Origin of the sequence: Lysobacter sp. Root916 (genome assembly GCF_001429785.1) — a bacterium.
In the GTDB taxonomy this organism is placed as follows: domain Bacteria; phylum Pseudomonadota; class Gammaproteobacteria; order Xanthomonadales; family Xanthomonadaceae; genus Lysobacter.
In genome coordinates, this window is sequence record NZ_LMJF01000001.1 from 1,313,685 (window position 1) to 1,332,952 (window position 19,268).

Below are 19,268 nucleotides of genomic sequence, written 5' to 3' on the forward strand. Positions count from 1 at the left end.
CTGTTCAACGCCGAGCAGATGGAACTGCACGGCCGCGCCCTGGCGACTTCGCACCGGCTGCACGCGCGCGCCGGTCCGGAACTGCTGCTGCGTCGCCTGGAAGAGAACGAAGGCCTGCTCGACGACGCCTCCACCCTGCTCACCCGCATGGTGCAGGACGAAATGCGCATCACACCGGCAGGCGAATGGTTGCTCGACAACTATTACCTGGTGGAAGAACAGATCCACACCGCGCGCCGGCATCTGCCCAAGGGCTATAGCCGACAATTGCCCTCGCTGAGCCAGGGGCCCTCCAGCGGCCTGCCGCGCGTCTACGACCTGTCGCTGGAAGCCATCGCCCACGGCGACGGCCGCATCGACGCCGAAACCATCGGCCGCTTCGTCGCCGCCTATCAGTCGGTCGCCCCGCTGAAGCTGGGCGAGCTGTGGGCCATCCCGATCATGTTGCGCCTGGCGCTGCTCGACAACCTGCGCCGCATGGCCGTGCGGGTCATGCGCGACGGCGCCGACCACCGTCTGGCGCGCGAGTGGGCCGATCTGCTCAATCGCACCGCCGCCGACAACCCCAAGGACGTGGTGCTGATGGTCGCCGACATGGCGCGCTCGCAGCCGCCGCTCACCGGCGCCTTCGTGTCCGAGCTCACGCGCGGGTTACAGGGCCGCGGCGGCGCGTTCTCGATGCCGATCACCTGGCTGGAACAGTGGGTCGTCGACGGCGGCCAGAGCATCGAGGAACTGGTGCATTTGGAAAGCCAGCAGCAAGCCGCCGACCAGGTTTCGATCAGCAACAGCATCGGCAGCCTGCGCTTCCTGGCCACCATGGATTGGCGCGAGTTCGTCGAAGACATGAGCGTGGTCGAACATCGCTTGCGCGAAGACCCCGCGGGCACCTACGCCCTGATGGACTTCAGCACGCGCGACGGCTACCGCCACGTGATCGAGAAGATGGCGCGCCTGAGCGGCGCCAGCGAACCGGAGGTCGCCGAGCTGGTACTGGGCCTGGCGCGTTCGCGCGCCGCAGCGACCGCACCCGACGACACCCAGGCGCATGTCGGCTACTACCTGGTCGACGACGGCGTGCCCCTGACCCGGGCGGCGGTGGCCGCGTCCGGGCCCGAGCGCCGGCCCTTGCGCCTGCGCCCCGCGCGCATTCCGCTTGGCGCCTACCTGGCGCCGATCGCCGCCGTCACCGGCCTGTTCGCATGGGGCCTGCTCTCGCACCGCTCCGAACTGCCGCAGCACCCGGCGACGCTGTGGCTGTTGGCCGTGCTGGCGGCGATCGCCTACAGCGAACTGGGCATCGCCCTGGTCAACTGGATCGCGACCCTGCTGGTCGCGCCGCGGCCGTTGCCGCGCATGGACTATTCCGAGGGCATACCGGCGCAGGCCCGCAGCTTGGTGGTGGTGCCATGCATGCTCAGCAGCGCCGACGCGGTGGACAGCCTGGCCGAGGGCCTGGAAGTGCGCTTTTTGGCCAATCGCGACCGCCACCTGCATTTCGCCCTGCTCAGCGATTTTCTGGATGCCGACCAGGCCAGCCTGCCGGCCGACGATGCGCTGCTGGCGCGGGCCGCGCAGCGGATAGCGACCCTCAACGAGCGCTATGCGCCCGAAGACGGCGACCGCTTCTTCCTGTTCCATCGCGCGCGCCAGTGGAATCCGCGCGAACGCCGCTGGATGGGCTACGAACGCAAGCGCGGCAAGCTGGCGGCGCTGAACCGCCTGCTGCGCGGCGGCGCGCAGGACGAGTTCCTGCGAGTGACCGGCAACACCGAGGCGCTGAGCCAGGTGCGTTACGTGATCACCCTGGACACCGACACCCGCCTGCCGCGCGACGCCGCGCGCGAGTTCGTCGGCACCCTCGCGCATCCCTTGAACCGCGCCCGCTACGACGCCCAGCGCGGCCGCGTGGTGCGCGGCTACGGCATCCTCCAGCCCAGCGTGGGCACCAGCCAGAGCGGACGCCGCAGCACCCGCTACGCGCGCATGTTCGGCAGCGAACCGGGTATCGATCCCTACACCCGCACCGTATCGGACGTGTACCAGGACCTGTTCGGCGAAGGCTCCTTCGTCGGCAAGGGCATCTACGACGTCGACGCCTTCGAAGCGGCGCTGGCCGATCGCTTCCCCGACAACCGCATCCTCAGCCACGATCTGCTGGAAGGCTGCTACGCGCGCGCCGGACTGGTCAGCGACGTGCGCCTGTTCGAGGACTACCCCTCGCGCTACGCCGCCGATGCGAAGCGGCGCTACCGCTGGATACGCGGCGATTGGCAACTGCTGCCCTGGCTGCTGCCCTGGGTGCCGCGCGCGCAGGGCGGCTACGAGCGCAATCCGCTGTCGTGGCTGTCGCGCGGCAAGCTGCTCGACAACCTGCGCCGCAGCCTGGTGCCGGCCGCCGCCACCGCCCTGCTGCTGTGGGGCTGGCTGTACTCGGCGCATCCGCTGGCCTGGACCGGATGGCTGCTGTGCCTGTGGCTGCTGCCGGTGCTGCTGCCGGCGGTGCGCGAAGCCTTCGTCGTGCCGGTGGATATGCCGCTGGAGAGCCATCTGCTCAGAGTGGGCAAGTCCACGCTGTTGCAATTGCAGCGCGCCGCGGTCGGCCTGGCCTGTCTGCCCTACGAAGCCCTGCTGAGCCTGGGCGCGATCGCGCGCACGCTGTGGCGGCTGACGATCAGCCGTCGCCATCTGCTGCAGTGGAATCCGTCCAGCGAGGTCGAACGCAGCCTGGGCAGCGGCATGGGCGCGGAGTTGCGCGGCATGCTCGCCGCGCCGCTGTTCGCCGTCGCCGCGGCGGCGTTGTTGGTCGCCGTGCGGCCCACCTCGCTATGGCTGGCCCTGCCCCTGTTGGGCTTGTGGCTGCTGTCGCCCGCGCTGATGGCCTGGCTGGGCCATCCGCCGCCCCAGCGCGATGCCGATCTGTCGTCCACGCAGCTGGCGTTCCTGGGCCGATTGGCGCGCCGCACCTGGGGCTTCTTCGAAACCTACGTGCGCGCCGAGGACCACTGGTTGCCGCCGGACAATGTGCAGGAGCACCCCGCCCTGGTGGTCGCGCGCCGCACCTCGCCGACCAACATCGGCCTGTCGCTGCTGGCCAATCTGTCGGCCTACGACTTCGGCTATCTGCAGACCGACGGCGTGCTGGAACGCACCCGCCGGGTCTTCGCCACCTTGGAGACGCTGCCGCGCCACCGCGGCCATTTCTACAACTGGTACGACACCGAAACACTGCAGCCGCTGCCGCCGCGCTACATCTCCACGGTCGACAGCGGCAACCTCGCCGGCCATCTGCTGACCTTGCGCCAGGGCCTGCTAGCGCTGATCGAGGCACCGGTGCTGGCGCCCAGCACCTATGCCGGCTTGGCCGACACCCTGGGCGTGCTGGAGGAAACCCAACGCGCGGCCGGTCTCGACGGCGAGGCCCTGACGCGCGCCCTGGCCGATCTGCGCGCCACCCTCGATCCATTGCTCGAACAGGCGCCCGTCACCGTGGGCGATGCCGAACGCGCTCTGACCGAACTGCTCGCGCACGCCGACCAGGTGCTGGCGGTGTGGCCCGCGAGCGAGGACCCGATCGCCGATCACTGGGTCCACGCCCTGGCCGCCGCCTGTCGCTCCGCGCTGGCCGAGCTGCGGCATTTCGGTCTGCTGCCGCTGCCGACCGATGACGACGAAAGCCAGCCCATCCCCAGCCTGCGCGAATTGCAGGCCCGATCCTCCAACGCCACGGCGCAGGAGCGCGCGCGCGCACGCGTCCACGAACTCGAACGCCTCGCGCACGTCGCCGGGCAGTTCTCGTTGATGGAATACGAATTCCTCTACGACCGCGCGCGCCATCTGCTGTCGATCGGCTACAACGTGGACGAGCATCGCTTGGACGCCGGCTACTACGATCTGTTGGCCTCCGAGGCGCGGCTGTGCAGCTTCGTGGCGATCGCCCAGGGCCAGTTGCCGCAGGACAGCTGGTTCGCGCTGGGACGCCTGCTGACCGAGGTCAACGGCGACGCCACGCTGCTGTCGTGGAGCGGCTCGATGTTCGAGTACCTGATGCCGCAACTGGTGATGCCCAGCTATCCGGACACCCTGCTCGACCAGACCTCGCGCCACGCGGTGGATGCGCAGATCGCGCACGGCGCGCAGCGCGCCGTGCCCTGGGGCGTGTCCGAGTCCGGCTACAACACCGTCGATGCGCGCATGAACTACCAGTACCGCGCGTTCGGGGTGCCGGGCCTGGGCCTCAAGCGCGGTCTGGGCCTGGACCTGGTGATCGCGCCCTACGCCAGCATGATGGCGCTGATGGTGGCGCCGGAAGCCGCCTGCCAGAACCTGCAGCGGCTGACCGCGCAAGGCTTCGGCGGCGACTTCGGCCTGTACGAAGCGATCGACTACACGCCGGCGCGCGTGCCGCACGGCCAGGACTGCGTGGTGGTGCGCTCGTTCATGGCTCACCACCAGGGCATGGGTCTGCTCTCGTTGGACCATCTGCTGCGCCACCAGCCCATGCAGCGGCGCTTCGTCGCCGACGCCGAGTTCCAGGCCACCTTGCTGCTGTTGCAGGAACGCATCCCGCATACCGGCGTGTTCCATCCGCACGAGGCCGAAACCCTGGGTTCGCGCGGCGCGGCCGGCGAAACCGAAACCCAGCTGCGGATCTTCCGTAATCCCGGCACGACCCGTCCGGCCGTGCAGTTGCTGTCCAACGGGCGCTATCACGGCCTGCTGACCAGCGCCGGCGGCGGTTACAGCCGCCAGCAGGACATGGCGGTCACGCGCTGGCGCGAGGACGGTACCCGCGACCATTGGGGCAGCTTCTGTTACTTGCGCGACGTCGACAGCGGCGAGTTCTGGTCGGCCGCGCTGCAGCCGACCGGGGTGCAGGTGGACCAGTACGAGGCGATCTTCTCCGACGCCAAGGCCGAGTTCCGCGGGCGCAAGCGCGGCTACGAGAGCCACCTGGAAATCGCGATCTCGGCCGAGGACGACATCGAGCTGCGCCGGCTGCGCCTGAGCAATCGCAGCCGGCAAACGCGCACCATCGAGATCACCACCTACGCCGAAGTCGTGCTGGCGCCGGCGATCGCCGACGAACTGCATCCGGCCTTCAGCAATCTGTTCGTGCAGTCGGAGATCCTCAGGCAGAAGCAGGCGCTGCTGTGCACGCGACGCCCGCGCTCGCATGACGAAGTGCCGCCGTGGATGTTCCACCTGGTCGCCGCGCACGACGCCGATATCGGAGCGATTTCCTACGAGACCGACCGCGCGCGCTTCCTCGGCCGCGGCAACACCCCGCGCACGCCGCGCGCGCTGTCGATCGACGTGGCGCTGTCGGATACCGAAGGCTCGGTGCTGGACCCGATCGTGGCGATCCGCTGCCGGATCGAACTGGCGCCCGGGCAGACCGCGATGATCGACATGGTCACCGGCGTGGGCGCGGATCGCGACGCCTGCATGGGGCTGGTCGACAAGTACCGCGACCGTCGCCTGGCCGACCGCGTGTTCGATCTGGCCTGGACGCACAGCCAGGTGGTGCGCCGCCAGATCAACGCTTCGCAGGCCGACGCGCAGTTGTACGAACGCCTGGCCGGCCTGATCGTGTACGCCCATCCCCTGCTGCGCGCCGATCCGGCGGTGTTGCTGCAGAACCAGCGCGGCCAATCCGGCCTGTGGGGCCATGCGATCTCCGGCGACCTGCCCATCGTGCTGTTGCGCATCGCCGACGCCGACAACATCGAACTGGTGCGGCAGATGGTGCAGGCGCACGCGTACTGGCGCCTCAAAGGCCTGCGCGCCGATCTGGTGATCTGGAACGAAAGCCAGGCCGGCTACCGCCAGCAGCTGCAGGACCTGATCCTGGGCATGGTCTCGGCCGACCCCGAAGGCAACATTCTCGATCGGCCGGGCGGCATCTTCGTGCGCCCGGCCCAGCAGATCTCGCAGGAGGATCGCATCCTGCTGCAGTCGGTGGCGCGCGTGATCGTCGACGATCAGAAGGGCACCCTGGCGGCCCAGATCGGCCGCCACGTGCCTCCGGAACGGGCGATCCCCGCCCTGCTGCCGGAAGCTGCGGCGGAGCTGGCCGCGGTCGCCGATACGGACGCATCGAACGGTCTGCCGCCCAGGCACGACGACCAAGCCGAGGACGTCTGGCCGTTCGACGCGGTGGCTCAGGAGTTCCTGTTCGACAACGGCACCGGCGCGTTCTCCGCCGACGGCCGCGAGTACGTGATCGTTTCGCGCGAAGGCGCGCCGACGCCGGCGCCATGGTGCAATGTGATGGCCAACGCGAACTTCGGCACCGTGGTCAGCGAGAGCGCCCCGGGCTACACCTGGTTCGAGAACGCGCACGAATTCCGCCTGACGCCATGGCATAACGACCCGGTCGCCGACAGCGCCGGCGAGGCCTTCTACCTGCGCGACGAAGACAGCGGGCGGCTGTGGTCGCCGATGCCGCTGCCTTGCCGCGGGCGCGGCGACTACCGCACCCGCCATGGCTTCGGTTACAGCGTTTACGAACACCTCGAGGACGGCATCGCCAGCGAGCTGTGGGTGTACGTGGGCGTCGAGGACGCAGTGAAGTACTCGGTGCTGAAGGTGCGCAACCTGTCCGGCCGCGCGCGCCGGCTGTCCGCCACCGGCTATGTGGAATGGGTGTTGGGCGACCTGCGCGGCAAGTCGCAGATGCACGTGGTCAGCGAACTCAACGCCGAAAACGGCGTACTGACCGCGCGCAATCCCTACAACACCGAATTCAACGGCCGCGTCGCCTTCTTCGACACCGACGCCAACGGCTGCAGCTATACCGCCGACCGCACCGAGTTCCTCGGCCGCAACGGCAGCCTGGGCGAGCCGGCGGCACTGCGGCGCGAGCGTCTGTCCGGCCGCTTGGGCGTGGGCCTGGACCCCTGCGCCGCGATCCAGGTGCCGATCGTGCTGGCCGCCGGCGAGCAAAGCGAGACGGTGTTCCGCCTGGGCATGGGCAAGGACCACGGCGAAGCCTTGAGGCTGGCGGCCAAGGTGCGTGGCGTCGGCTGGGCGCACGATGTGCTGGACGGCGTGCGTATCTACTGGCGCACGCTGCTGTCGAGCGTGCAGGTGCAGACTCCCGACCCCAGCGTGGACGCGCTGGCCAACGGCTGGCTGCTGTACCAGACCCTGGCCTGCCGCTACGTGGCGCGCAGCGGCTACTACCAGTCCGGCGGCGCCTTCGGTTTCCGCGATCAGTTGCAGGACGTGATGGCCAGCGTGCACGCCAAGCCGGCCCTGACCCGCGAACATCTGCTGCTGTGCGCGGCCCATCAGTTCCCGCACGGCGACGTGCTGCACTGGTGGCATCCGCCCCAGGGCCGCGGCGTACGCACGCGCTGTTCGGACGATTACCTGTGGCTGCCGCTGGCGGCCTGCCGTTACCTGACGGTCACCGGCGACACCGGCGTGCTGGACGAGAAGGTGCGCTACATCGAGGGGCGTCCGGTCAACCCGGACGAGGAGTCCTACTACGACCTGCCGGTGCCCTCCTACCTGCAGCAGTCGTTCTACGAGCATTGCGTGCTCGCCCTGCAGCGCGGCTGCGCCCTGCTGGGCGAGCGCGGACTGCCCCTGATCGGCACCGGCGACTGGAACGACGGCATGAACCGGGTCGGCGAAGCCGGCCGCGGCGAAAGCGTGTGGCTGGGCTTCTTCCTGTTCGAAACCCTGGAAGCCTTCACGGAGGTCGCACACGCGCGCGCGGACCACAGCTTTGCCGGCTATTGCCGCGAACAGGCGCAACGCCTGCGCGAGAATCTCGAAGCCAACGCCTGGGATGGGCAGTGGTATCGCCGCGCCTGGTTCGACGACGGCACGCCGCTGGGGTCCACCGCCAGCGACGAATGCACGATCGACTCGATATCGCAAAGCTGGTCGGTGTTGTCGGACGCGGCCGATCCCGAGCGCGCGCGCCAGGCCATGGCCTCGCTGGATCGCCACTTGGTCCGGCGCGACGCCGGATTGATCCAGCTGCTGGACCCTCCGTTCGACAAGACCGTCAAGGACCCTGGCTACATCCGCGGCTACGTGCCCGGCGTGCGCGAGAACGGCGGTCAGTACACGCATGCCGCGGTATGGGCGGCGATGGCCTTCGCCCACCGCGGCGATGCCGAGCGGGCCTGGGAACTGGCGCGCATGATCAACCCCATCCACCACGCACGCGACGCCGATGACGTGCAGCGCTACAAGGTGGAGCCGTATGTGCTGGCCGCGGACGTGTACGGCGTGGCGCCGCACGTGGGCCGCGGCGGCTGGACCTGGTACACCGGTTCGGCCGGCTGGATGTACCGCCTGCTCACCGAATCCCTGCTGGGCCTGCACCGCCAGGGCGACCGGCTGTCGCTGCGTCCCTGCCTGCCCGCCGAATGGCCGGAGTATCGCCTGCAGTACCGCCACGGCAGCAGCGCCTACTCGATCCGCGTGCGCCAATGCGACGGCGGCTCGACGTCGCTGCGATTGGACGGTGTGGAGCAGGCCGACCTCGCATTCCCGCTGATCGACGACGGCGCCGCGCATGAGGTCGAGCTGCAATGGCCGCGCCCACCGGCATGAGCGTGCGCGCGGAGCTGGATGCCGAACTGGATCATCTGGCCGACATGCTTCCGCCCTGGCTGGAGAGACTGCGCCACCCGGCGCAGTTCGGGCCTCAATTCGACGCGCTGGCCTCGCAGATCCTGGCGCGCGCCGGTGCGGAAGATCAGCCGCACGTAGTGCGACGCGTGGACGCGATGCTGCTCGCGCACGGCTTGGCCAGGCACGCCGACGCCGGCGACCGGAGCACGCCCCTGCCTTGACGCGCGCGAGCGCCTTCGCCGCTGCGATTCGCAAGCGCGCTGCGCGCACGACTCAAGGGTGTCGGCCTCGCAAAAAGAAACGGGACCGCATGGCGGTCCCGCAACTCCACTGAGCTTCCGCTGCCGCGCGCTTAGCGGCCGTCTTTGTCGGCGTCGCCCGGCATCGCGCGCTCGATGTAATGCCAGCCATCGCGCACCGCATGCCTGGCCTCGTCCCAGGGCAGACGCGAGGCGTGACGGGTTTCGTCCCATTTGCGCTGCAGGTCGCTTTCGACCGCATCGTAGGTTTGCCCGCGGTACTCGCCGTAGGTGTCGTAGCCGTACTGATAGGCCGGCTGGTAATCGCTCCATTCGCGGCCCGCCACATAGGACGGCGACTTTTGGTACTCGCTCTGGAAGTGGGCGGTGTATTCGGTGGGATTGACCGCTTCGGCGATCGAATCGCCAGCCTTGGCGCCTACCACGCCGCCGACGACCGCGCCGACCGCGCTGCCGATGGGACCGGCGGCGGAACCGACCGCGGCACCTGCGATGGCGCCCGCTACCGCACCCGTGCCCGCGCCGACGCTGTGGTCTTTTTTGACATCGCTCATCTTGCTTACTCCTGTGGGGCCGACGCCCATCGGCGTCGGTAATCCACAGTAGGCTCGCGCGGGTACGAGGGCGTGAATTGCGCGCGCGGTTATATGAAGGGTTAAGACTCGACCGGCGAACGAAGGCGGCTAAGCACAAGGCGGATGGCGCGGACATGCGCGGGCGGCGCAATTGGCGGCCGCGCGCTCGGCTCGGCTAGAAGATTCGCTTCTTCTTTCTCTTTCTGATTCGGCTCAACCAATCCGAATCGGGCACGACCTCGCTTCCCACGGCCGGCGGCGGCGCGAGCGATCCGATCTTTTCGTGCTCGGCCAGCAGCTCCTCCAGCCGTCTTTGCGCGTGTAGCAGCGCCTGCTCGCTGACCACGCCCGCGTCTTGAACGATGGGGCTGGAAACACGGACGTACGCCGCCCAAAAATCGCCCTCATCCGGGTGATCGGCGACCAATTGCGGCATCCGCTCGGCCAGCTCGTCCAGACGCTTGGCGATGGATTTGGGAGTGTGCTTGCACATCGTGTGTACATCGTAGCAATCGCCGCCTGTATCCGCGCGTTACTGGCGGCCGCGGTCGGCCCGTGCGTCTCGAGTCGGGCGCATGGCGCTCAACCGGCCTCTTGCGCATCCAGCAGCGCGAGCAACTGCATCACCCGGTACGGCTTGGGCAAGAACAGCACGCCTTCCGGCATCGGCGGCAATTGCGATTTGGCGTAGCCCGAGGCGAGGATGAAACGCAGGTTCGGCTTGAGAGCGCGCAAGGTATGGGCCAGGTCGATGCCCGACACGCCCTCCGGCATGCTGACGTCGCTGAAGATCACATCGATCTCCGCATGGGCGTCGATCATGGCCAGGGCCTGCGGGCCGTTGCACGCCGACAATACGGTGTAGTGCGTTTCCTGTAAGGCCTCGACCACGACCTCGCGCAACAGATCGTCGTCTTCCACTATCAGGATGCAGGACGAGGACACGGCTCAGTCCTCCAAGGCCGGGAAATACAAGGTCACGCGCGTACCCTGCCCCGGTTCGCTGGTGATATGCAGATAACCGCCCGACTGCGCCGCGAAGCCATGCGCCTGGCTCAGCCCCAGGCCGCTGCCGCGCCCTACTTCCTTGGTGGTGAAGAACGGCTGCACCGCCTGCTGCACCACCTCATCGCTCATGCCGGAGCCATCGTCGACCACGCACACACAGACGAAGTCGCGGGCCGTCGATTCGATCTCCGGCGGGCGGCGATCGGCAAGACCGGTGGCGACGGTGATGGTGCCGCCCTCGGCGAACGAGTCGCGGCTGTTGATCACCAGGTTGAGCAGCGCGGCTTCCAGCTGGGTCGGATCGACCCGGATCGGCGGCAGGTCCTGCGCCAAGGACAGTTCGATATCGACGCCCAAGCCGCAGGAGCGCATCAGCACGTCCTTCATGCCCAGCACCAACTCGTTGACGTCGCGCACCTCAGGCGCCAAGGCCTGGCCGCGGGCGAAGCTCAGCAATTGGCGGGTGAGCAGCATGCCGCGGTCGGCGGCGCGCAATGCGCCCTCGACCAAGCGGGTCACGCGCTTCTCATCGTCGCGATGGGCGCTGATCAGGTCCAGGCTGTTGACGATCACCCCCAGCAGGTTGTTGAAATCGTGGGACAAGCCCAGGGTGAGCTTGCCGATCGCCTCGATCTTCTTGGCCTGCAACAGCGCTTGCTGCGCCTCAGCCAGTCTCAGCGCGGACTCATGGCGTTCGGTGATATCGCGGGCGACCTTGGCGTAACCGATCAGTTGGCCGCCCACCCGGATCGGGTCGATCACCACGCTGGCCCAGAAGCGCGAGCCGTCCTTGCGCAAGCGCCAGCCTTCCTTCTCGTAGCGACCGTTCTCGCGCGCCATACGAAGGCCGTACTCGGGCTCGCCCGCGTCGCGATCGACCAACTCGTAGAAGCGTGAGAAGTGCTGACCGATGATCTCGGCATCGTCGTAGCCCTTGATCCGGCGCCCGCCTTCGTTCCAGTTGCAGATGTAGCCGTCGGGATCGAGCATGTAGATCGCGTAATCGACCACGCTCTGAACCAGCAGTTGGAACTGCTGTTCGGCTTCGAATGCGCGTATCGCCGGGGTACGTTTGTCGTGCATAACCCCTACTCGGTCGGTGCGCAGCAGGCGACGCTAACCTCGCACCGGTTAACGGCCCGTTACGCCGGGCAAAGCCGACCGACACCGATGCCGGCCGACAAGGCATGGCAAAGACACCGAACCGAAAGTCCGGCTCGGCGACACTGGCTATCAGTTCTTTTTCAACATCTGGTCGCGCGCCTGTTCGGCGCGCGCGGCGCCGATCGCCGTCTCGACTTGCTTGATCTCCTCTGGCGGCGGCAGCACCGCCGGGAAGCCCAGCGACTGAATCCACAGCTCGCGGGTCCAACCCTGCGTGTGATAAAGGTGGTGATCCTCATCCTGCTCGACGGCGTCGAAGGCGGCCTGCAGGATCTCCACTTCGGGTCCCTTGCCGTGCTTGGCGACGTGGCCGATGAGTTCCCAGTTCAGATGGTCCTTGGTTTCGGCCAGCACCACGCATTCGCACGCGACCCGCTCGGCCGCGGTCGCATCGCCAGCGGCCAGCGCCATTTCCATGGCCCTGACCAGGGAACTGCCGATATGCGCGACCACCTCGCGACCGGGCGTCACGGCATCCGGGTCCAAGCCCAGGGACTCGAACACCTGCATCAGCACTTTGCGGTGCGTGCGCGTCTGTTGCAGGTACTCGCCCCACTCCGCGCGCAGATCTTCGTTCACCGCGCACCGAATGGCCGCCCCATAAATCTGAATTCCGCCCAGTTCGGTCTCGAGTGCCTGATACAGCAGTTCTTCGACTTGGACGGAATCTTGTGCTGTCTTGGCCATCGGGGTCTCCTTAAAGAGCGTCGGACGACGCAGACCCAGGCCCGACCATAGGAGCGGCGCGATGCGCGCACCGTGAATTGCGAAGCTGGTTTCGTGAACGGTTCAGACCTGGAATGCGCGGCCTGCCATCGCGTCATCGCTCGTCACTGCGATTGCACATACGCGTGACACACTCGCTCGCCTATAAGCATCCGCTTGCGAACAAGGCCCACGCGATGTCGCCCCCGCACAACCGCACGTCCCGACAACTGTCCGCCATCGCCCAGGCATCGCCCTTCGTGGCGGCGCAACGCCTCATGGATCTTTCGCTGGCGACGCAGCCGCTGTCCGGCCGCGACCTGCGCGAGTGGAACCGGATGATCGCCGAGAAGGGCGCGGCCACGATGGAAGGCTGGTGGGGCATGTTCAATGCCCTCTGGCTGGCGCCGCTATCGACGGGCGCGTGGTCGTTCTGGTCGCCGTGGTCGAGTCCGTGGCAACGCTGGTCCGGACTTACGCTAGCCGGCGACCGCATTCTGGCCGCCGGACTCAAACCGGTCGCACGCACCGTGACCGCCAACAGGGCCCGGCTCGCCAGGCGCTGAGCTCCGCGGCGGCGGTCGGACGCCGTTGCGAGCACCGGCATAGGCTTACGCGAGGGTCCTGGTTCACCCGCCCTGTTCTGCGGTTCGCGGCACGATCGGCAGTTGCTGGTGCAAGTGGGTGGCCGCGATCGCGGCCTGCCCCACCGCCACCGAGATCTGGTTGAGGCCGCTGACCATGTCGCCTATGGCGTACAGGCCGGCGACGCGCGTCATCTGATTCGCATCGACCACGGTCTCGCCCGGCTCGTCGGGCCAGGCGCCGGCGGACGCCACCAACGGATGCGCCTCCTGGGTACCGAGGAAGGGATAGACGGTGTCCAACACCGTCTCGGATCCGTCGCTCGCCCGATAGCGGCAGCACGTTCCGTCGAACATAAGCTCGCCGCCGGGAGGAAGCACCAGCACCGTCTCCTCCCGATAAGGCGGCGGAAACCGATCGTCGAACGCCCGATCGATCGGCATCAGCACCAGGCGTGACGTGTAGCCCCGCAGAAAGCGCGCATGGGAGGCGACGGCCTCGCGTGGGCCGTACACGCCGATGCGCAGATCGGTGGCTTCGAACGCGTCGCAGATCGCGCACAGTCGAATCGCGCCGCAGGAGATCGCCTGCTCCGCCCAGTCCACGTCAGGCAGCACGTCGCGCACGCCCGTGGCCAGCACCACCGCGCGGGCGCGCCAACTGCGCCCGCCGGCGACGGCGCGAAAGCCCTCGCCCTCCCGCAGCAGCGCATCCACCACGACCGGCTCGATGCGCACGCCCGCCTCCAGCGCCTGCGTGCGCATGCGCCGCAACAGATCGGGGCCGGACACGCCGTCGGGGAAGCCCGGACAATTGTGGCTCTCCGGAATGCGCCTGGCCCGACTGTCGCCGCCGTCCAACACCACGCAACTGCGATGAAAACGACGCAGGTAGGTGGCGGCCGTCAGGCCCGCCGGACCGCCGCCCACCACTACGACGTCGATGATGTCCATGAGGCGGTCCTCCAGGCGTCAGGCCATGTTCCGATGACGACGGCCACAAGCACCGGATCCTACGCCGACAGCAGTGCTCGGACGTGGCGGGCAATGGTCGGCGCATGCCTCGACACTGCGCTGCCGAAGCATGGCTAACTCAGACGCACCTCACCGACCTTGTCCTCGTAGTCCTTCTTGGGATCGATGCCCAGCAGCATCTTCACCCCGGCGAGCAAGCTGTTCTCGTTGAGCCACACCTCCGCCTCGGTGGCATCGAAGCGCAGCAGGGCCAGCTTCGGATCGTCCTTGCCGCCCTCGAACCAGGCCGCGATGAAGGGATTCCACAGGCGCTCGATCACGGCTCGATCCTGGTCGCGGCGCAAGCTGCCGCTGATGCTGGCGAACAGATCGTGGCCCTTGGAGGAGAACGCCGCGATGGCGGCATGGCTGGAATTCAATTTCTGCACCAGCGCATTATCGGTCGAGGTGAAGAACCAGATCGGGCCATGGTGGTCTTCGGCGATCGCGGTCATAGGGCGGGTATGACCGGATTCCACGCCATCCAGACCCAGCATTACCGTGCGATCGGAAGACAAGGCTTTCCACAGCTTTTCTTTCAGATCTACCGTGTCGCTCATATCCAACTCGTATTCAGGCGCCAGCTTCGCGTGGCGAGGCCAAGCTAATTCCGGATACGTCGGCGGCGCGTGATGCAACCCCTTTTAATGCGAGCGTCTTTTCGCAATAGAACACGCGACTGTCGGCACGCGGCGAAGCATGAACCGTTCAGGTGATCGAGCACCTGTGCGAAAACCGGATGCGGGCTGCAGCGCGAGCATATGAATGCGCACACTCGCTCGCACGACGCGATGTTCACCGCAAGCGCCGCATGATCGAACCATCGGCAGCGATCGCCGCCCGCTCATCCGCTCAGGAGTTGCGCCATGGCCACCAAGAAAGCCGCTAAGACCCGTACCGGCGGAACCACGCGCGACAGTCGTGGAGTGGGCGACGAACTGCACCAGAGCGCTGGCGACAAGCATCCGTCACTGACGACCAATCAGGGCCTGCCCATATCGGACAACCAGAACTCGCTGCGTGCGACCGAGCGCGGTCCGGGCCTGCTCGAAGACTTCATTCTGCGAGAGAAGATCACCCACTTCGATCATGAACGCATTCCCGAGCGCATCGTGCATGCGCGCGGCTCGGGCGCGCACGGTTACTTCGAGCTGAGCAAATCGCTCAGCCGCTACACCACGGCGGATATTCTGACCAAGGTGGGCGAACGCACGCCGCTGTTCTGCCGCTTCTCCACCGTGGCCGGCGGTGCCGGTTCGATCGATACCCCACGCGATGTGCGCGGCTTCGCGGTCAAGTTCTACACCCAGCAAGGCAATTGGGACCTGGTGGGCAACAACATTCCGGTGTTCTTCATCCAGGATGCGATGAAGTTCCCGGATGTGGTGCATTCGGTGAAGATGGAGCCCGACCGTGGTTTTCCGCAGGCCGGAAGCGCCCACGACACGTTCTGGGATTTCATATCGCTTACGCCCGAAGCCATGCACATGATCATGTGGGCGATGTCGGACCGCACCATCCCGCGCTCGTTGCGCATGATCGAAGGTTTCGGCGTGCACAGCTTCCGCCTCGTCAACGCCAAGGGCGCCTCGACCTTCGTCAAGTTCCATTGGCGGCCCAAGCTGGGCCTGCAATCGACGCTGTGGGACGAAGCCTGCAAGCTGGCCGGCGCCGATCCGGACTTCCATCGTCGCGACCTGTTCGAGGCGATACAGAACGGCGACTTCCCCGAATGGGAACTCGCGGTGCAGCTGTTCACCCAGGAACAGGCGGATGTCTTTCCGTTCGACCATCTCGACGCGACCAAGCTGATCCCCGAGGAACTGGTGCCGCTGACGGTGATCGGCCGCATGGTCCTGGATCGCTGGCCGGACAACTTCTTCGCCGAGACCGAGCAGGTGGCCTTCTGCCCCTCGCATGTGGTGCCGGGCATCGACTTCTCCAACGACCCGCTGCTGCAGGGACGTTTGTTCTCCTATTTGGATACGCAGCTGTCGCGGCTGGGCTCGCCGAACTTCCACCAGTTGCCGATCAATGCGCCCAAGTGTCCCTTTGCGAATCTGCAGCGCGACGGCCATATGCAGATGCGGGTGCCGCGCGGCCGGGTGAACTACGAACCCAGTTCTCTGGATCCGCAATCGCCGCGCGAGACGCCAGCCGGTTTCCGCAGCGCCGGCGTGCCCAGCGACGACGGCGTCAAGGGCCGCGTGCGTCCGGAAAGCTTCGCCGACCACTATAGCCAGGCGCGCCAGTTCTACCGCAGCCAGACCGACTACGAGCAGGCGCATATGGCTTCGGCGCTGGTGTTCGAGCTGTCCAAGGTCGGCACCGCGCACGTACGCGAAGCCGTCGTGGGCCACTTGCGCCATATCGACGCCGCGCTGGCGCGCCGTGTCGCCGACGGCCTGGGCCTGGCTGCGCTGCCCCCGGCGCCGCCGGCCGCGGTCGCGGTCCAGGACCTGCCCGCGTCGCCGCCGCTGCAGATCATCGGCAAGATGAAACCGACCCTGCAGGGGCGCTGCGTCGGCGTGTTGATCGACGACGGCTCCGATGCCGCCACGGTGCGCGCATTGTGCAAGGCGGTCGAAGCCGCCGGCGCGCGCGTCAAGATCGTCGCGCCGCGCATCGGCGGCGCCAAGCTGAGCGACGGCAAGACCCTAGCCGCCGACGGCCAGTTGGCCGGCACGCCATCGCCGGTATTCGACGCGGTCGCCCTGGTGTTGAGCGACAAGGCCGGCAAGCGCCTGGCCAAGGAAGCCGCCGCGGTCGACTTCGTGCGCGACGCTTACGGCCACCTCAAGGCGATCGCGGCCGATGCCGGCGCGCAAGCGCTATTGAATGCAGGCGGCGCGGAGCGCGACGCGGGCGTGGTCGACGCGGGCGATACGCGCTCGTTCATCGCTCAGGCCATGAAGCGCCAGTGGGCGCGCGAGGCCAAGCTGCGTACGCTGGCGTGATTCGCGGATCAGGAACGCTTGCGCCGGACGCCGGCTTCAAACACAAAAAAGGCCGGAAGCCTGCTGGCGATCCGACCTTTCTTGTTCCGTCTTGCGACGGCGGTATTGGTGGAGGTGGGCGGAATCGAACCGCCGTCCGAAGGCACTCCATCCCCGGCACTACATGCTTAGCGCTCCGTTAGATCTCGCCCCCGAACAGCACGGCGCGCAAAGCGCATCCGGGAACCAGCCTGTTTTGGGTTAACCGGGGTTTGACAGGCAACCGACCCCAGCGATTCCGTGATGATGACCCTACGCTGCGAGCACGGACACAAGCAGTTTCGGGGCTTACGCCTTAAGCGGCGAGAGCGTAGTTGTCGTCGTTGGCAACTAAAAGTTTGCAGCTGGATTTACGAGGAAAGCTACCCCCTCGGCATGCACCAGGCGATTTCGCAACCCCCGTCGAAGCCAGTGCACCCCCGGGGACAGCTAACGCTGACCCGGTCAGTATAGGGGCGGCGGGCGCATTCACAAGCGCGGCGATGGGCGCCGTTCATGCCGCTGGCGGGGCGAGGTCGGGCTTGCCGGCGCGGCCTGCGACCGCCCGACCGGCCGCGTCGCTGGAGCGCGCCGTCCTTATCCAGGTTAGATTTCATCCAGGGACGGCGCCAGGAAGGCCAGGACGCCGTCCTGGGGAGCGGCCTGCTCGCGCGGCGAGCGAACACGGGCACGAACCGTCAATACACAGGAGCGCGGCAGGCAGCATGGACGATCTGATCATCGAACTCTCGGACAGCCGCTATCAGCGCCACGGATTCGACCGCAGTAGCGGCAGCGAAACCGTCTCCCACGAGCCACCGCTCCCGCAGCAGACGCGCAGTCGGGAAATCGCCGGGCGCCTGCAGGGTTTGGCTACGGAGCATGCCGCCAATGTGGACCGTCGCGAGGTCCGGCACCAGGACAGCCGAAAGCACTACGACGGCGGAATGGGCAACCACGTCTACGAAACGCTGGCCATCGCGTTCTCGGCCTCCGGCGGCGCGATCGCCTTTCTCAAGTTCGCTCGGGAGTTGCTGATCGAATGGATGAAGGCTTCGGCCGGAAAATCCATCCGCATCAAATTCAAGGACACCGAAGTACAAGCGCGCACCCTGGCGGAACTGGAAGCCGCGCTGGCCCTGATCGACAAGCACACCGAAACGCAGGCGCCCGCCGAGCCGCGCGACCCGACGGGGTGAATCGACGCGCGATCGAGCGCGGCACAGGCAGCGACGTCTAGAATCGGGGTGCCCGCGATCGGGCCGCAGCCAGCGATCAGTCCCATGCCCCCTGCCCTGTTCTCGGACCTTGAGTTCCCGCTGATCCAGGCCCCCATGGCCGGCTCGCAGGGCAGCGCCCTGGCCGTCGCGGTCTGCGAGGCCGGCGGCCTGGGCTCGTTGCCGGCGGCCATGTTGAGCGCGCAAAGCCTGAGCGAGGAGCTCGCGGCGATCGCGGCACAGACCGACCGCCCCTACAACGTCAACTTCTTCTGCCACACCTCGCCTGCGCCCGATGCCGGCGTCGAAGCGGCCTGGCGCGAATCGCTGGCGCCTTACTACCGCGAGTTCGGGATCGACCCCGCCACGGCGGGCCCCGGCGCGGGCCGGCGCCCCTTCGATGCGGAAGCGGCGGAGCTGCTGGCGCAGTTCCGGCCGCGCGTGGTCAGTTTCCACTTCGGCCTGCCCTCGCCCGCGCTACTCGCGCAGGTGCGCGTCTGGGGCGCGAAGGTGCTGTCCTCGGCGACCACGCTGGAGGAAGGACGCTGGCTGCAGGCGCAAGGCGTGGACGCGGTGATCGCGCAGGGCCTGGAGGCCGGCGGGCATCGCGGGCATTTTCTGGATGCCGATCTGAGCCGGCAGTCGGGCACGTTCGCGCTGTTGCCGCAGCTGGTGCGCGCGCTGCGGATACCGGTGATCGCCGCCGGCGGCATCGCCGATGCGCAGGGCGTGGCGGCGGCGATGCGCCTGGGTGCGGCCGGCGTACAGATCGGCACGGCCTACCTGCTTTGCCCGGAAGCCAGCACCAGCGCCGTGCATCGCGCCGCCTTGAAGGGCGCGGGTGCCGAGCACACCGCGCTCACCAATCTGTTCAGCGGACGTCCCGCGCGCGGCATCGTCAATCGCTACATGCGCGAGCGCGGACCGATCAGCGAGCTGGCGCCGCCGTTTCCGCTCGCGGGTGGCGCGTTGGCGCCTGTCCGCGCGCGCGCCGAGGCGCTGGGCAGCGGCGATTTTTCGCCGTTGTGGTCGGGACAGAATCCCAGTGGGTGTCGCGAGGTGCCGGCGGGCGAATTGACGCGGGAGTTGGCGAAGGGGTTTGAGGGGCGGTACTGAAACGGGGGCGCGGGGGGGCGCTGGGGACGCTAAAAGCAAATCCCCCTCAATC

13 protein-coding genes and 1 other RNA gene are annotated in these 19,268 nt (G+C 67.6%); 6 read left to right on the forward strand and 8 right to left on the reverse strand.

Features of this window, described 5'->3' with window-relative positions:
* Positions 1-18: 18 nt before the first annotated feature.
* Entirely contained in the window at positions 19-8,577 is an 8,559-nt protein-coding gene (locus ASE35_RS05985; protein WP_057163439.1) for a glycoside hydrolase family 94 protein, read from the forward strand.
* Complete coding sequence (locus ASE35_RS05990; protein ID WP_235570000.1) at positions 8,556-8,819, forward strand: hypothetical protein; 264 nt, start codon at positions 8,556-8,558, stop codon at positions 8,817-8,819. Before ASE35_RS05985 ends, ASE35_RS05990 begins: the two co-directional genes overlap by 22 nt.
* A gap of 131 nt (positions 8,820-8,950) precedes the next feature.
* Here the strand turns inward: ASE35_RS05990 and ASE35_RS05995 are convergent, their stop codons facing one another.
* From ASE35_RS05995 to ASE35_RS06015, 5 genes are all read right to left on the reverse strand, one after another.
* Positions 8,951-9,412: a hypothetical protein gene (locus ASE35_RS05995; RefSeq protein WP_057159432.1), complete on the reverse strand. Its 462-nt coding sequence runs from the start codon at positions 9,410-9,412 to the stop codon at positions 8,951-8,953.
* Positions 9,413-9,608: 196 nt separating this feature from the next.
* Positions 9,609-9,926, reverse strand: coding sequence for a hypothetical protein (locus tag ASE35_RS06000; protein WP_057163221.1), 318 nt, complete (start codon positions 9,924-9,926; stop codon positions 9,609-9,611).
* An 89-nt stretch (positions 9,927-10,015) separates the two neighbouring features.
* The gene (locus ASE35_RS06005) at positions 10,016-10,378 is read right to left on the reverse strand and encodes a response regulator (RefSeq protein ID WP_057163222.1); all 363 of its coding nucleotides are present in this window, start codon (positions 10,376-10,378) and stop codon (positions 10,016-10,018) included.
* A gap of 3 nt (positions 10,379-10,381) precedes the next feature.
* On the reverse strand, positions 10,382-11,524 hold the full coding sequence (locus ASE35_RS06010) for an ATP-binding protein (RefSeq protein ID WP_057163223.1): 1,143 nt from the start codon (positions 11,522-11,524) through the stop codon (positions 10,382-10,384).
* 150 nt (positions 11,525-11,674) lie between these two features.
* A complete protein-coding gene (locus tag ASE35_RS06015) occupies positions 11,675-12,292 on the reverse strand; it encodes a ferritin-like domain-containing protein (RefSeq protein WP_057159435.1) in 618 nt (205 codons plus the stop codon).
* Positions 12,293-12,507: 215 nt separating this feature from the next.
* On the opposite strand from ASE35_RS06015, the gene ASE35_RS06020 reads away from it, so the two are divergent.
* Entirely contained in the window at positions 12,508-12,876 is a 369-nt protein-coding gene (locus tag ASE35_RS06020) for a hypothetical protein (protein WP_157499646.1), read from the forward strand.
* A 63-nt stretch (positions 12,877-12,939) separates the two neighbouring features.
* Here the strand turns inward: ASE35_RS06020 and ASE35_RS06025 are convergent, their stop codons facing one another.
* Positions 12,940-13,848, reverse strand: a complete 909-nt coding sequence (locus tag ASE35_RS06025) for an NAD(P)/FAD-dependent oxidoreductase (RefSeq protein WP_057163225.1) — start codon at positions 13,846-13,848, stop codon at positions 12,940-12,942.
* Between the two features lie 134 nt (positions 13,849-13,982).
* Positions 13,983-14,468: a pyridoxamine 5'-phosphate oxidase family protein gene (locus tag ASE35_RS06030; protein ID WP_057163226.1), complete on the reverse strand. Its 486-nt coding sequence runs from the start codon at positions 14,466-14,468 to the stop codon at positions 13,983-13,985.
* Between the two features lie 306 nt (positions 14,469-14,774).
* On the opposite strand from ASE35_RS06030, the gene ASE35_RS06035 reads away from it, so the two are divergent.
* Positions 14,775-16,865, forward strand: coding sequence for a catalase (locus ASE35_RS06035; RefSeq protein ID WP_057163227.1), 2,091 nt, complete (start codon positions 14,775-14,777; stop codon positions 16,863-16,865).
* Positions 16,866-16,971: 106 nt separating this feature from the next.
* Here the strand turns inward: ASE35_RS06035 and ssrA are convergent.
* Positions 16,972-17,325, reverse strand: a transfer-messenger RNA (tmRNA) gene (ssrA, locus tag ASE35_RS20635).
* A gap of 283 nt (positions 17,326-17,608) precedes the next feature.
* Here ssrA and ASE35_RS06040 point away from each other — a divergent pair.
* The gene (locus tag ASE35_RS06040; RefSeq protein ID WP_057163228.1) at positions 17,609-18,082 is read left to right on the forward strand and encodes a hypothetical protein; all 474 of its coding nucleotides are present in this window, start codon (positions 17,609-17,611) and stop codon (positions 18,080-18,082) included.
* Between the two features lie 84 nt (positions 18,083-18,166).
* Complete coding sequence (locus ASE35_RS06045) at positions 18,167-19,216, forward strand: nitronate monooxygenase (protein ID WP_057163229.1); 1,050 nt, start codon at positions 18,167-18,169, stop codon at positions 19,214-19,216.
* Positions 19,217-19,268 lie beyond the last annotated feature (52 nt).

Coding starts and splice junctions, on each gene's coding strand:
- ASE35_RS06010 (WP_057163223.1), bottom strand. CDS start 11,524: ATGCACGACAAACGTACCCCGGCGATACGCGCATTCGAAGCCGAACAG.
- ASE35_RS06000 (WP_057163221.1), bottom strand. CDS start 9,926: ATGTGCAAGCACACTCCCAAATCCATCGCCAAGCGTCTGGACGAGCTG.
- ASE35_RS05995 (WP_057159432.1), bottom strand. CDS start 9,412: ATGAGCGATGTCAAAAAAGACCACAGCGTCGGCGCGGGCACGGGTGCG.
- ASE35_RS06025 (WP_057163225.1), bottom strand. CDS start 13,848: ATGGACATCATCGACGTCGTAGTGGTGGGCGGCGGTCCGGCGGGCCTG.
- ASE35_RS05990 (WP_235570000.1), top strand. CDS start 8,556: ATGGCCGCGCCCACCGGCATGAGCGTGCGCGCGGAGCTGGATGCCGAA.
- ASE35_RS06035 (WP_057163227.1), top strand. CDS start 14,775: ATGGCCACCAAGAAAGCCGCTAAGACCCGTACCGGCGGAACCACGCGC.
- ASE35_RS06015 (WP_057159435.1), bottom strand. CDS start 12,292: ATGGCCAAGACAGCACAAGATTCCGTCCAAGTCGAAGAACTGCTGTAT.
- ASE35_RS06040 (WP_057163228.1), top strand. CDS start 17,609: ATGGACGATCTGATCATCGAACTCTCGGACAGCCGCTATCAGCGCCAC.
- ASE35_RS06030 (WP_057163226.1), bottom strand. CDS start 14,468: ATGAGCGACACGGTAGATCTGAAAGAAAAGCTGTGGAAAGCCTTGTCT.
- ASE35_RS06020 (WP_157499646.1), top strand. CDS start 12,508: ATGTCGCCCCCGCACAACCGCACGTCCCGACAACTGTCCGCCATCGCC.
- ASE35_RS05985 (WP_057163439.1), top strand. CDS start 19: ATGGAACTGCACGGCCGCGCCCTGGCGACTTCGCACCGGCTGCACGCG.
- ASE35_RS06045 (WP_057163229.1), top strand. CDS start 18,167: ATGCCCCCTGCCCTGTTCTCGGACCTTGAGTTCCCGCTGATCCAGGCC.